Origin of the sequence: Pseudomonas sp. NBRC 111123, from assembly GCF_001320205.1 — a bacterium.
Taxonomy (GTDB): Bacteria; Pseudomonadota; Gammaproteobacteria; order Pseudomonadales; family Pseudomonadaceae; genus Aquipseudomonas; species Aquipseudomonas putida_J.
On record NZ_BCAZ01000003.1, the window covers coordinates 212,095 to 225,077 of the forward strand.

The window sequence follows — 12,983 nt, forward strand, 5'->3', positions numbered from 1 at the left end:
GATGTTTCAAGATAACGCGGCATCGTCATACCCAGCGCAACCGCCGGAACAACCACCACTGCCCCACCGCCAGGGCCAGCACGACAATGCAGGCCAGCAGGAAACCGTATGGGTTGCTCGCCCCCGGAATGCCGCCGACGTTGATGCCGAGCAGCCCGGTGATAAAGCTCATGGGCAGGAAAATACAGGTGATGATGCCGAAGCGGTACATGGTCCGGTTCATTCGTTCGCTGCGCCGGCGGTCTTCGCTTTCCAGCACCAGCGCTGCGCGCTCGCGGGTCAGTTCGAGCTCTTCGAGGTAGCGGATCAGGCTGTTGTTCAGCTCGTTCCAGTAATCGGCGTCGGCATCGCAAGACCAGCTCCATTTGCTGCGCGACAGCTGGGCATAGATATCCCGCTGGGGCGCCAGGAACCGGCGCAAGCCCGCAGCGCGCCGACGGATCTGCTGCAAGCTGCCTTGCTCAGGGGTATACCGTTCGTCGGATTCAACCTTTTCTTCTTCAAGGTCGACCAGTTCGGAGAGGTCGCTGACCAGGCTCTGGACCTTTTCGGTCAGCAACTCACCCATCAACAGCAACAGTTCGGACGCGGATTTCGGCCCCCTGCCCTCTTCCAATTGCTGCAGGACTTCATCACTGGCACGCAATGGCCGCAAGCGCAGCGAAATCACCCGCTGCGCCTGGGCATGAATGCGTACCGAGACCATGTCTTCGGGCTCGGCCCCCGGGTTGAGGTTGACGCCACGCAGGAACAACAGCAGCTGCTCCCCCGGCTGCGGCAATAACCGTGGCCGGGTGTTTTCCTCCAGCAGCAGGTCACAGGCAAACTCGCTCAGGCCGCTGTCATGCAACAGCCAGGTGCGGGTTTGCGGATGACTGCGGTCCCAGTGCAGCCACAGGCTTTCCTGAGGCTGCAACTGCAAGCCGTCCAGCTCGGTCCGGGCAATCGAACGCGCGCCACCTTCACCATCGAGCACCAGGGCATGCACCAGCCCCCACTGCGCGTTGTCTTCCTCGAACATCAAAGCTCCATCAGCGCGTACTGCGCATCACTCCGGCATTTTCAGCGGGCTTGGCGAGATGATCACGCCGTTGTTGTCGGCGTACAGGTATTCATTCGGGCGGAAGGTCACTCCGGCAAAGGTCACGGCCACGTTCAGGTCGCCGATACCGCGCTTGTCGGTTTTCATCGGGTGGCTGGCCAGGGCTTGCACACCCACATCGGTCTGGATCAGCACGTCGACGTCACGCACGCAGCCATAGATCACCAGGCCTTCCCAGCCATTTTTCGCAGCCTTCTCCGCGAGCATGTCACCGAGCAGGGCACGGCGCAGCGAGCCTCCCCCGTCGACCACCAGGACCTTGCCCTTGCCATCGAGCTCGACCTGCTCCTTGACCAGCGAATTGTCTTCGAAACACTTGATGGTGACGATCTGGCCACCGAAGGAATCACGGCCACCGAAGTTGCTGAACATCGGTTCCAGCACCTGAACCAGGTCCGGGTAGGCGTCACACAGGTCGGGCGTTACGTAATGCTGCATGGGAAGCTCCTGTCAGTCACAACGAAAGCGGTTATCGGCCAAGGCTACACCGTAGAAGCCGTCGCAGTCATCCGGGACCGAACGGTCATGTTTCGCCTGTTCTGGCCTCTTCGCGGGTAAACCCGCTCCCACAGAGACTGCACAGCCCTTCAGAGCGGTGCTACCCCTGTGGGAGCGGGTTTACCGGCGAAGAGGCCAGAACAGGCGAGACTGATTCAGCCAACAGGTACAGGCTCGCGCATCACCGTCGACTCATGCACCGGCAGCAGCGGGTCGCGTAACCAGCGCTCCACCAACGGCCAGACCTGCGCCTGTGCCGCCTTGCTCACCAGCATGTCGACATGCCCAAAGGCCTCGAAGCCTTCTTCGCGCCCCAGGCGCAGGAACTGCTTGCGCTCCCCGCCGAGCTGATCGAACAGTTTGCGGCATGCCCATACCGGGTCCTGGAAGTCACCGGCGCCCGCCACGGCCAGAAGCGGCACATCCACTTCAGCCAAACCCGTCCACCAATCACCGTGCTTGTCGCCAAAACGGCCGAACAGGCCATGCCAGCGCATGCTCTCGAGGGCCAGGCCGATCGGCTCATCCTCCGGCCCACGCTTGAAACGCGGCCCGGAAATCTGCCCCCAGCGCCTGAGCAGCAGTTTTGCTCCCCAGGTCAGCGGCGGCACTTTGAGCGGCCAGTAGACACGGCTGATCTGGGTACCGAAAAGCGCCACGCTGGCCACCTGCTCAGCCTTGAGATAGCCGCCGCCCAAGGCCGCCACCAGGGTGGTTCCACCCAGGGAGTGGCCGACCCAGTGCGGCGCCTGGCCAGACTGCTCACGCACGAACGCGCTGATCAGTGGCAGGTCGTCGCGGGCATAGTCGGCGACGCTGTTGTGCTTCCAGGCGATATTGCGCGGCGACAGGCCATGGCCACGCATCTCCGGGATCCACACATCGAAACCGGCCCGCGCCAGGTAGGCACCCAGGCCAATGCCTTTGGGCGAGTACCAGAAGCGCCGGTTGGAGAAACTGCCATGCAGCAGAATCACCGGCACCCCCTGGGCCCGGCCCTGATCAGCCAGACCCAGGCGGGTCACGGCCAGTTCGACGCTAGGATCCGGGCTGTTGCCGGCCTTGATCCGGTATACGTCTTCGCTGAGGTCGCCGCGGCGCTCTGCACTGAGCAAGGCCACGGGAAAAAGGTTGCTGCTGCTTTGCATAAGGTTGCTTGGTGCACAAAAAAGGGCGGGATCCATCGCTGGAACTCGCCCTGGAAAAAACCAGGCGGGGGCGCGCCAGACGCGCCCCCGCAATTTACCGCGTCAGGCCGCGCCTTGGCCTTCGGCCAGGAAGAACCAGGTCTCGAGTACCGAGTCCGGGTTCAGCGAGACACTTTCGATGCCCTGCTCCATCAGCCACTTGGCCAGGTCCGGGTGATCCGATGGGCCTTGGCCGCAGATGCCGATGTACTTGCCGGCCTTGTTGCACGCCTGAATGGCGTTGGCCAGCAGCTTCTTCACGGCCGGGTTACGCTCGTCGAACAGGTGGGCAATGATGCCCGAGTCGCGGTCCAGGCCCAAGGTCAGCTGGGTCAGGTCGTTGGAGCCGATCGAGAAGCCGTCGAAGTACTCGAGGAACTCTTCGGCAAGGATCGCGTTGGACGGCAGCTCGCACATCATGATCACGCGCAGGCCGTTCTCGCCACGGGCCAGGCCGTTTTCGGCAAGCAGGTCGACGACCTGGCTGGCTTCGCCCAGGGTGCGCACGAACGGCACCATGATCTCGACGTTGGTCAGGCCCATTTCATTGCGCACGCGCTTGAGCGCACGGCACTCGAGCTCGAAGCAGTCACGGAACGACTCGCTGATGTAGCGCGAGGCGCCGCGGAAGCCCAGCATCGGGTTTTCTTCTTCCGGCTCGTACAGCTTGCCGCCGATCAGGTTGGCGTATTCGTTGGACTTGAAGTCCGACAGGCGCACGATGACCTTTTTCGGGTAGAAGGCTGCAGCCAGGGTGCTGATGCCTTCGACCAGTTTCTCGACATAGAAGCCGACCGGGTCGTTGTAACCGGCAATACGCTTGTCGACGCTTTCCTTCAGTTCGGCTGGCAGGCCGGCGTAGTTCAGCAGCGCCTTGGGGTGCACGCCGATCATGCGGTTGATGATGAATTCCAGACGCGCCAGGCCCACACCTGCGTTAGGCAGCTGGGCGAAGTCGAAGGCGCGGTCCGGGTTGCCGACGTTCATCATGATCTTGAACGGCAGCTCTGGCATGGCGTCCACCGAGTTCTGCTTGACGTCAAAGCCCAGCTCGCCCTCGAAGATGAAACCGGTATCGCCTTCGGCGCAGGATACGGTCACGCCCTGGCCGTCTTTGAGCACCTGGGTCGCATTGCCACAACCGACCACGGCCGGGATACCCAGCTCACGGGCGATGATCGCCGCGTGGCAGGTACGCCCGCCACGGTTGGTAACGATGGCGCTGGCGCGCTTCATCACCGGTTCCCAGTCTGGGTCGGTCATGTCGGAGACCAGCACGTCGCCCGGCTGCACCTTGTCCATCTCGGACACGTCGTTGATCACGCGGACCTTGCCGGCGCCGATGCGCTGGCCAATGGCACGGCCTTCGACCAGCACGGTGCCCTTCTCTTTGAGCAGGTAACGTTCCATGACGTTGGCGCTGGCGCGGCTCTTCACGGTCTCAGGGCGGGCCTGAACGATGTACAGTTTGCCGTCGTCACCGTCCTTGGCCCATTCGATGTCCATGGGGCGCTGGTAGTGCTGCTCGATGATCATCGCCTGCTTGGCCAGTTCGTTGACTTCGTCGTCGCTCAGGCAGAAGCGGGCGCGCTCGGCGCGATCGACCTCGACGGTCTTGACCGAACGGCCGGCCTTGGCTTCTTCGCCGTAGACCATCTTGATGGCCTTGCTGCCCAGGTTGCGGCGCAGGATGGCCGGGCGGCCGGCCTGCAGGGTGTTTTTGTGGACGTAGAACTCGTCCGGGTTGACCGCGCCTTGAACCACGGTTTCACCCAGGCCGTAGGCGCCGGTGATGAACACCACGTCGCGGAAGCCCGACTCGGTGTCGAGGGTGAACATCACGCCGGCGGTGCCGGTTTCGGAGCGGACCATACGCTGCACACCCGCCGACAAGGCGACGAGTTTGTGGTCGAAGCCTTGGTGCACGCGATAGGAAATGGCGCGGTCGTTGAACAGCGAAGCGAACACTTCCTTGGCCGCGCGGATCACGTTGTCGACGCCGCGAATGTTGAGGAAGGTCTCTTGCTGACCAGCGAACGAGGCGTCAGGCAGGTCTTCGGCGGTGGCCGAGGAACGCACGGCAACGGCCATGTTGTCGTTACCGTTGGCCATGGCGGCGAAAGCGGTTCGGATTTCCGAATCAAGACGCGCCGGGAAATCAGCTTCCATCACCCATTGGCGGATCTGCGCGCCGGTCTTGGCCAGGGCGTTGACATCGTCCACGTCCAGCGCGTCGAGGGCAGCGTGAATCTTGTCGTTCAGGCCACTTTGTTCAAGAAAATCACGGTACGCCTGAGCCGTAGTGGCAAAGCCGCCCGGCACCGACACGCCGGCACCGGCGAGGTTACTGATCATCTCGCCCAGGGATGCGTTCTTGCCCCCCACATGCTCTACATCATGGACGCCGAGCTTATCGAGGGAAACTACGTACTCTACCAAGGTGATCTCTCCACTAACTGTATTGGAAAAGCTCAAGGGCGCCCGCCTGCCATCGTTGACTGGGCCGGACGCATGTGGCCTGGACCTGGAAAATAGGCTCGTAAAATATGGCAGAATGCCGACAGCCGCATTCGGCAAACCGAACTTATCATATCCAAGAAACGTCATCAGCTTAAGGCCCAGATCGCAAATGAAACGAACCGCGTTTTTCATCTCCGATGGCACCGGCATCACCGCCGAAACACTGGGCCAAAGCCTGCTCGCTCAATTCGAGAGCATTCCGTTCAATAAATTCACCCGTCCGTACATCGACAGCCCGGAAAAAGCACGGACCATGGTGCAGCAGATCAACACTGCCGCCGAGCGCGACGGCATGCGCCCGATCATCTTCGACACCATCGTCAATCAGGACATCCGTGAGATCCTGGCGACGTCGAACGGCTTCATGATCGACATCTTTTCGACGTTTTTATCCCCGCTCGAGCAGGAATTGACAGCCCATTCGTCGTATTCCGTGGGCAAGTCGCACTCGATTGGTGGGAACTCCAACTACATGGAACGGATCGAGGCGGTCAACTTCGCCCTGGATAACGACGATGGCGCCCGCACCCACTACTACGACAAGGCCGACCTGATCCTGGTTGGCGTGTCGCGCTGCGGCAAGACCCCGACTTGCCTGTATATGGCCATGCAGTTCGGTATCCGCGCAGCCAACTACCCGCTGACCGAGGACGACATGGAGCGCCTGCAGCTGCCGGCGGTGCTGAAAAAGCACCACAACAAGCTGTTCGGCCTGACCATCGACCCCGACCGCCTGACCGCCATCCGTCACGAGCGCAAGCCCAACAGCCGCTATTCGAGCTTTGCCCAGTGCGAGTTCGAGGTGCGTGAGGTAGAGAACCTGTTCCGCCGCGAGAACATTCCCAACATCAACTCCACGCATTTTTCGGTGGAAGAGATTTCGGCGAAGATCCTCGTGGAAAAAGGTGTGGAGCGCAGGTTCAAGTAAGCCTGCAGCGGCCCTTTCGCGGGCAAGCCCCCTCCCACAGGTATTGCACATACCCAAGGTCAGTAAGATCCCTGTGGGAGCGGGTTTACCCGCGAAGAGGCCGCCGCAGGAGTACAAAAAAAGCCCCGGCATCGCTGCCGGGGCTTTCTTTTACCTCACCACCTGACTCAGGACGGCACCACCGCCGCCTGCCCGCTCATGGCCAGGTCGACCAGCTCGCGGTTGGCCACCGCGTACATCGCATAGTCTGTGCCCGAGGCATTGCGCAGGTCGTCGAGCATGGCGCGCCAGCGCTCGACCATCACCCGGTGCTGCTCGGCCCACAGCGCCACACGGGCGTCCATGTCCTCCGGGCCATCGGCCATCTGCAACACCGAGATGGTGATCGCCCGCTGCTGCAGGTCGATGTCGTCGCGGAACGCCTCGCGGGCCAGGGCCTGCCAGTTGTTTTCCACTGGCAGGTTGCTGATTTCCTGTAGATACCAGGTCAGGTCCAGCGCGCTGCCCACGGCGAAGAATGCCTTGGCCACCTGCGCCGGGTCATGGCCGGTCACGTCGGAGGCCTCGATGATCGGCAGCAGGGTGTACAGGTGCGTGGTACCGGCAACCATGCGCGCCAGCAACTCCGGCACCCCGGCGTCGACGAAGCTCTGGTAACGCACCATCCAGCGCTCGCGGGTCGGCCCTTCCAGCAGCTCGTCGAGCTTGAGCCCCAGCTGGGCGATCTTCGGCCCGAAGTGCGCGGTGTCACGCCCGGCGTCCTGCTCGTTGCGCCGGCTGCGCAGGAACCAGCGGGTGGCGCGGCGCCCAAGGCGCATCAGCTCGTCCATCAAGGTCAGCTGGATTTCCGCCGGCACCTGGTAGTCCAGCGCCTCGATCTGGCGGAACCAGTGCGGCAGGTGGAAGATGTCGCGCACGATCACATAGGCCCCGGCAACGTTGGCCGGGCTCATGCCGGTCGACTCCTTCAGGCGCTGGACGAAGGTGATGCCCATGTTGTTGACCAGGTCGTTGGCGATCTGGGTGCTGACGATTTCGCGCTTCAGGCGGTGACGGCGCATGGCGTCGGCGAATTTGCTGACCAGCGACGGCGGGAAGGCGGTTTCCATGTCGCGGGTCAGGTAGTCGTCGTCCGGCACCAGCGACTTGAGCAGTTGCTCCTTGAGGTCGATCTTGCTGTACGAGATCAGCACCGACAGCTCGGCGCGGGTCAGGCCCTGGCCAGCGGCCAGGCGCTCGGCCAACAGATCTTCCGATGGCAGGAACTCGATTGCCCGGTCCAGCTTGCCACGGCCTTCGAGGTCGGCCATCAGGCGCTTGTATTCCGCGATCCGCTCACGGGCTCGGCGGGCTGCCAGCGACAACGCCTGGGTCTGCTTGTAGTTGTTGCCCAGCACCAGGCTGGCCACTTCGTCGGTCATGCTGCCAAGCAGCTGGTTGCGCTGCTTCTCGGTCATGTCGCCACCCTGCACCACTTCGTTGAGCAGGATCTTGATGTTGACCTCGTGGTCGGAGCAGTCCACGCCACCGGCGTTGTCGATGAAGTCGGTGTTGGTGGCGCCGCCGTGCAGGCCGAACTCGACACGGCCGAGCTGGGTCATGCCGAGGTTGCCGCCCTCCCCCACCACCTTGCAGCGCAGCTCGTTGCCGTTGACGCGCAAGGCATCGTTGGCCTTGTCACCGACATCAGCGTGGCTTTCGCTGCTGGCCTTGACGTAGGTACCGATGCCGCCGTTCCACAGCAGGTCGACCGGCGCCTTGAGCAGCGCGTGCAGCAGTTCGGTCGGGGTCAGGCGGTCTGCCTCGATGGCAAAGCGTTCCTTCATCTGCGGGCTGATGGCGATGCTCTTGGCACTGCGCGGGAAGATCCCACCGCCTTCGGACATGATGCTGGCGTCGTAGTCGCTCCAGGCCGAGCGCGGCAGGTCGAACAGGCGCTTGCGCTCGACGAAGCTGGTGGCCGGGTCCGGGTTCGGGTCGATGAAGATGTGCAGGTGGTTGAACGCCGCCACCAGTTGCAGCTTGTCGGACATCAGCAGGCCGTTGCCGAATACGTCACCGGCCATGTCGCCGACGCCAATCACGGTGATCGGGTCTTGCTGCACGTTGATGCCGCGCTCGCGGAAATGGCGCTGCACGCCGACCCAGGCGCCACGGGCAGTGATGCCCATTTTCTTGTGGTCGTAACCGGCCGAGCCTCCCGAGGCGAATGCATCGCCGAGCCAGAAGCCGTAATCGATGGCGATGCCGTTGGCGATATCAGAGAAGGTCGCGGTGCCCTTGTCGGCCGCCACCACCAAGTACGGGTCGTCATCGTCATGACGCACCACGTTGGCCGGCGGCACCACGCCACCGTCCTTGAGGTTGTCGGTGATGTCGAGCAGGCCGGAAATGAAAATGCGGTAGCAGGCCACGCCCTCGGCGGCGATTTCGTCGCGCGTGCCGCCCAGCGGCAGACGGCGCGGCAGGAAACCGCCCTTGGCGCCAACCGGCACGATCACCGAGTTTTTCACTTGCTGGGCTTTCACCAGGCCCAGTACTTCGGTGCGGAAGTCTTCTTCGCGGTCCGACCAGCGCAGGCCGCCGCGGGCGACATTGCCGAAGCGCAGGTGCACGCCCTCGACCCGTGGCGAGTAGACGAAGATCTCGAACTTCGGCACCGGTTTGGGCAGCTCGGGAATCAGCTTGGGGTTGAACTTGAAGCTGAAGTACGACTTGTTCTGGCCGTTGGCATCCGGCTGGTAGAAGTTGGTGCGCAGGGTGGCCTTGATCAGGTCCAGGTAGCGCCGCAGGATGCGGTCCTCGTTGAGCACCTGGACCTCGTCCAGGGCGGTGAGGATCGCCTGCTCCAGGCGCTGCTGCTTGTCGTCCAGGTCCTCATTGGTGAGCTTGCGCGCCAGGTAGAAGCGGGTCTTGAACAACCGCGTCAGCTCGCGGGCGATGTCGGTGTGGTTGTTCAGGGTGCTGGCGATGTAGCCGAGGTCGAAGCCCAGGCGGATCTGTTTGAGGTAGCGGGCATAGGCGCGCAACAGCGCCACGTCACGCCACGGCAGGCCGGCAGTGAGCACCAGGCGGTTGAAGGCGTCGTTCTCGGCGTCGCCGTTGACGATGTGGACAAAGGCATCCTGCAGGGTGTCGTTGAGCTGCTGGATATCCAGGTTCAGGCCTTCGCTGTAGGTGAAGGCAAAGTCATGGATCCAAAACTCACGCCCGCTGGCGTGGCGCAGGCGGTAAGGGAATTCGCCGAGCACGCGCAGGCCGAGGTTTTCCAGGATCGGCAGCACGTCCGACAACGCCAGCGGGGTGTCGGCGTGGTACAGCTTGCAGTGCAACAGGCGGTCGCCCAGACGGGTCAGGGGCTGGTAGAAGCTCATCGCCAACGGCTTGCTCTCGGACAGCGCCACCACGTGCTGCAGGTCGACGACGGCCGAGTGCGCCGGGAAGCGCTCGCGGTAGCCCGCCGGGAAGCCTTTGGGGAAGTCCGCGAGAATGTTGGTGCCCTGGGCTTCGCCGAAGTTCTCGATGACCAGTGCCGAGTAGTCGTCATGCCACGAGCGGCAGGCCTGGATCACTTCGTTTTCCAGCTGCTGCGGGTCGATGTCGATGCGGTTTTTCGGGTCGACCCGCAAGATCAGTTGCACGCGCGCCAGCACCGACTCGGAGAAGAAGGTCCAGAACTCACAGTCGCTGGCCTTCAGGCGCTCCATCAGCACCTGCTGGATCTTCTGCCGCACTTCGGTGGAGTAGATCTCACGCGGCACGTAGGCCAGGCAGTAGCAGAAGCGCCCGTACGGGTCCTTGCGCAGGAACACACGGATCTTGTTGCGTTCCTGGATCTGCACGATCGACATCACGGTGCTGAACAGCTCATCGACCGGGGTCTGGAACAGGTCGTCGCGCGGCAGCACTTCGAGCACCTGGGCCAGTTCCTTGCCCAGGTGCGCTTTCGGGTCGAAGCCGGAACGGCGCTCGACCTCGGCAACCTTCACGCGGATGTAAGGGATGGCATGCACGCTCTCGCCATACACCGACGAGGTGTACAGGCCCATGAAACGGTGTTCCTTGATGACCTTGCCGTCGGCGCCCAGCTGGCGGATCGATACGTAGTCCGGGTAAGCCGGGCGATGCACGCGGCTGGGCAGCGCGGCCTTGGCGAACGACAGCAGCAGAGGCTCGTTGAGGTAGGCCACGGCATAGTCTTCGATGCGCAGTTCTTCCGCTGTCAGGCCCACCCGCAGGCGGCGCGGCAGACCGAGGAACGACTGCTCGTCGTAGGCCATCTGGCCGCCGGAGCTGTCGGCCTGAACGGTGAATTCTTCATAGCCGAGGAAGGTGAAGTGGTTGTCCAGCAGCCATTCGAGGAAGGCCTTGACCTCGCCCTTTTCATGCTGGACCGGGCCATAGGCGGTGTTTTCCACCTCGGCGACGACTTCACGCAGCTTGGCTTTCATCGGCTCGAAATCGGCCACGGCCACGCGCACTTCGGCCAGCACCTGCTCGATCTCGCGTGTAAGCACGTTGAGTTCGGCGGCATTGGCGCAGCGGTCGATTTCCAGGTACATCAGCGATTCGTGGCGCACGCCCTCGCCCTGGGTACCCTTGGGCAGCAGCTCGAGCAGTTCGCCCTTGGCGCCCCGGCGCACGCTCAGCACCGTGGTCTGCAAGGTATGGATGCTGTAGCCGCGGCGGTTGAGCTCGGTGCGCACCGAGTCGACCAGGAACGGCAGGTCGTGGTGCAGCACTTCGACCACGGTGTGGGTCGATTGCCAGCCATTGCGTTCGTAATCGGGGTTGTACACCCGTACTTGCGGGTACTCGGGGTCGAAGCGCTCGATGATGCGCCACGCCGACAGGGTGCAGCCGGCCAGGTCGGAAAGCCTGCGCTGGGTAAGTTCGTCCAGAGAGATGATGCCGAAGAACTGCTCGGCGAATAGCGCCACTTGTGGCAGGGACTGTTCGCTGATGTGCTGCGCCAGGGCCGCTTGCAGTTGATGCTGGAAGTCGGCTTTGCTGGCTGCGGTGAAGAACGCCATCTGTGGTACTCCGCTTGGGCTTTGTATTAGTTGAAGCGTCGCGCACGTCCGCCATGTACGGATCAACGATAGCCAACCCGTGGCAAGCCGGACGGTAAAAACCAGACGTTGAACGTGGCAGGCACGCTCAGGGCTCGCCGAAGCTTAACGACTGAGCGGTCATTGCCGCTTGCGAGGCTGCGACAATTTCGGTCAAGGGCTGGCAACTTTACGTTTATGGATGTTTGCAAGGCTGTCAGAATTCCCTCTCATTTCCCTTGACCCGAGTCGTAGCCATGCAAATCCACACCGCCTTGCTGTTCGCCACCCCTTGCGATGACGAGGAAGACAACATGGCGACCCTGTGCTGCCACAGTGACAAGGGGCAGATGTTTCTGCTGACCCGCTACCCGGATGAAGACACCGTCGACTTGACCCTGGATGACGAGCCGTCGACCCTGGATGGGCTGAAGGTGACCTTGAGTGCGCAGCGCTTGCTGATCGAGGTGGCGGCCGGGGATCGCGATGCGCTGAAAGGGGATGAGGCGCTGGAGATCGTGCTGACGTCGGCGGGGACCGACCTTGAGGAAGTGGCGCTGACCCTGCGCAATATCCTCGATGGCACTGGCACCTTCATCAGCGAACGCTGAGATATTGGGGCTGCGGGGTGTATGCCGATAGATTCTCAGCGCGTGGGAGATCGAGCGCCGCCCGCGCGGCGCATCGCGGATAAATCCGCTCCTACATTTGTTGCAACGTGCCGGACCTGTTACGCCATGGTCGCCTGCCTTGGCGCATGACTTGAGCCGTGCGAATCGGCTGACAACCATGGCGTGTCAGGCATGGCTACGTTGCAACAGATGTAGGAGCGGATTTATCCGCGATGCGCCGCGCGGGCGGCGCTCGATCTCAAAGGCAATGAATCTCTCCAGACATGCACTCCAGCCCCAACGCACCATTGACAGCCCATCCCCACACAGGCATTGTCTGACAACCTGATAACTAGGCAACTGTTTCCATGCTAGAGCTCCAGCGCCCCGACACCCTGGTCGAGCGGGTCGTCAGCGCCATCCGCGCCGAGATCGATTCCGGCCGCCTGGCTGCCGAATCGCGCCTGCCCACCGAACAGCAACTGGCCGAACAGCTGAACGTCAGCCGCTCGGTGGTGCGCGAGGCCGTGGCGCAGCTCAAGGCCGACGGCATACTGATCGCCCGTCGCGGGCTCGGTTCCTACATTTCGCAAACACCCGCCGGCACCGTGTTCCGCTTCCCCGGCAGCAATGGCCGCAAGCCGGACCTGGTGCAGATGTTCGAGATGCGCCTGTGGATCGAAACCCAGGCCGCCGCCATCGCCGCCCGCCGCCGCGATGAACAGGACCTGGCCCATATGGCCAAGGCCCTGCAGGAAATGCTCGACAAGCGCAGCGACTTCGCCACCGCTTCGGCTGCCGACGTGGCGTTCCACCGGGCAATTGCAGAAGCCAGCAAGAACGATTACTTCGTGGCGTTTCACGACTTCCTCGGCGGCCAGCTGGCCAGCGCCCGGCGCACCGCCTGGGAAAACTCCGCCGCCCACTCGGTGGGGGGCTCGGCCGATGCCAACCGCGAACACCAGGCGCTGTACCAGGCCATCGCAGCGGGTGACCGCCAGGCTGCCGCAGCCTGCGCCGAAGCACACCTGCGCGCCTCGGCCAGGCGCTTGAAGATAGACCTCCCCGCCCTCGACTGACCCCGCA

At 63.0% G+C, this 12,983-nt stretch carries 8 protein-coding genes; 3 read left to right on the forward strand and 5 right to left on the reverse strand.

Features of this window, described 5'->3' with window-relative positions:
* Nucleotides 1-25: 25 nt before the first annotated feature.
* From APH27_RS03385 to ppsA, 4 genes are all read right to left on the reverse strand, one after another.
* Entirely contained in the window at nucleotides 26-1,021 is a 996-nt protein-coding gene (locus tag APH27_RS03385; RefSeq protein ID WP_027919408.1) for a zinc transporter ZntB, read from the reverse strand.
* Nucleotides 1,022-1,048: 27 nt separating this feature from the next.
* Complete coding sequence (rraA, locus tag APH27_RS03390; protein ID WP_060483974.1) at nucleotides 1,049-1,540, reverse strand: ribonuclease E activity regulator RraA; 492 nt, start codon at nucleotides 1,538-1,540, stop codon at nucleotides 1,049-1,051.
* 215 nt (nucleotides 1,541-1,755) lie between these two features.
* Nucleotides 1,756-2,748, reverse strand: coding sequence for an alpha/beta fold hydrolase (locus APH27_RS03395; RefSeq protein WP_256250545.1), 993 nt, complete (start codon nucleotides 2,746-2,748; stop codon nucleotides 1,756-1,758).
* A gap of 102 nt (nucleotides 2,749-2,850) precedes the next feature.
* Nucleotides 2,851-5,226, reverse strand: a complete 2,376-nt coding sequence (gene ppsA / locus APH27_RS03400; protein ID WP_060483976.1) for a phosphoenolpyruvate synthase — start codon at nucleotides 5,224-5,226, stop codon at nucleotides 2,851-2,853.
* A gap of 190 nt (nucleotides 5,227-5,416) precedes the next feature.
* On the opposite strand from ppsA, the gene APH27_RS03405 reads away from it, so the two are divergent.
* Nucleotides 5,417-6,235, forward strand: coding sequence for a pyruvate, water dikinase regulatory protein (locus tag APH27_RS03405; protein WP_027919327.1), 819 nt, complete (start codon nucleotides 5,417-5,419; stop codon nucleotides 6,233-6,235).
* 167 nt (nucleotides 6,236-6,402) lie between these two features.
* Here APH27_RS03405 and APH27_RS03410 read toward each other — a convergent pair whose 3' ends face one another.
* Nucleotides 6,403-11,268 carry an NAD-glutamate dehydrogenase gene (locus APH27_RS03410; protein WP_060483977.1) on the reverse strand — a complete coding sequence of 1,622 codons (4,866 nt, stop codon included), beginning with the start codon at nucleotides 11,266-11,268 and terminating at the stop codon, nucleotides 6,403-6,405.
* A 275-nt stretch (nucleotides 11,269-11,543) separates the two neighbouring features.
* On the opposite strand from APH27_RS03410, the gene APH27_RS03415 reads away from it, so the two are divergent.
* Nucleotides 11,544-11,897: a hypothetical protein gene (locus APH27_RS03415; RefSeq protein ID WP_027919329.1), complete on the forward strand. Its 354-nt coding sequence runs from the start codon at nucleotides 11,544-11,546 to the stop codon at nucleotides 11,895-11,897.
* A 368-nt stretch (nucleotides 11,898-12,265) separates the two neighbouring features.
* Nucleotides 12,266-12,976: a FadR/GntR family transcriptional regulator gene (locus tag APH27_RS03420; protein WP_060483978.1), complete on the forward strand. Its 711-nt coding sequence runs from the start codon at nucleotides 12,266-12,268 to the stop codon at nucleotides 12,974-12,976.
* Nucleotides 12,977-12,983 lie beyond the last annotated feature (7 nt).

Coding starts and splice junctions, on each gene's coding strand:
- APH27_RS03405 (WP_027919327.1), top strand. CDS start 5,417: ATGAAACGAACCGCGTTTTTCATCTCCGATGGCACCGGCATCACCGCC.
- APH27_RS03395 (WP_256250545.1), bottom strand. CDS start 2,748: ATGCAAAGCAGCAGCAACCTTTTTCCCGTGGCCTTGCTCAGTGCAGAG.
- APH27_RS03420 (WP_060483978.1), top strand. CDS start 12,266: ATGCTAGAGCTCCAGCGCCCCGACACCCTGGTCGAGCGGGTCGTCAGC.
- APH27_RS03415 (WP_027919329.1), top strand. CDS start 11,544: ATGCAAATCCACACCGCCTTGCTGTTCGCCACCCCTTGCGATGACGAG.
- APH27_RS03410 (WP_060483977.1), bottom strand. CDS start 11,268: ATGGCGTTCTTCACCGCAGCCAGCAAAGCCGACTTCCAGCATCAACTG.
- APH27_RS03385 (WP_027919408.1), bottom strand. CDS start 1,021: ATGTTCGAGGAAGACAACGCGCAGTGGGGGCTGGTGCATGCCCTGGTG.
- rraA (WP_060483974.1), bottom strand. CDS start 1,540: ATGCAGCATTACGTAACGCCCGACCTGTGTGACGCCTACCCGGACCTG.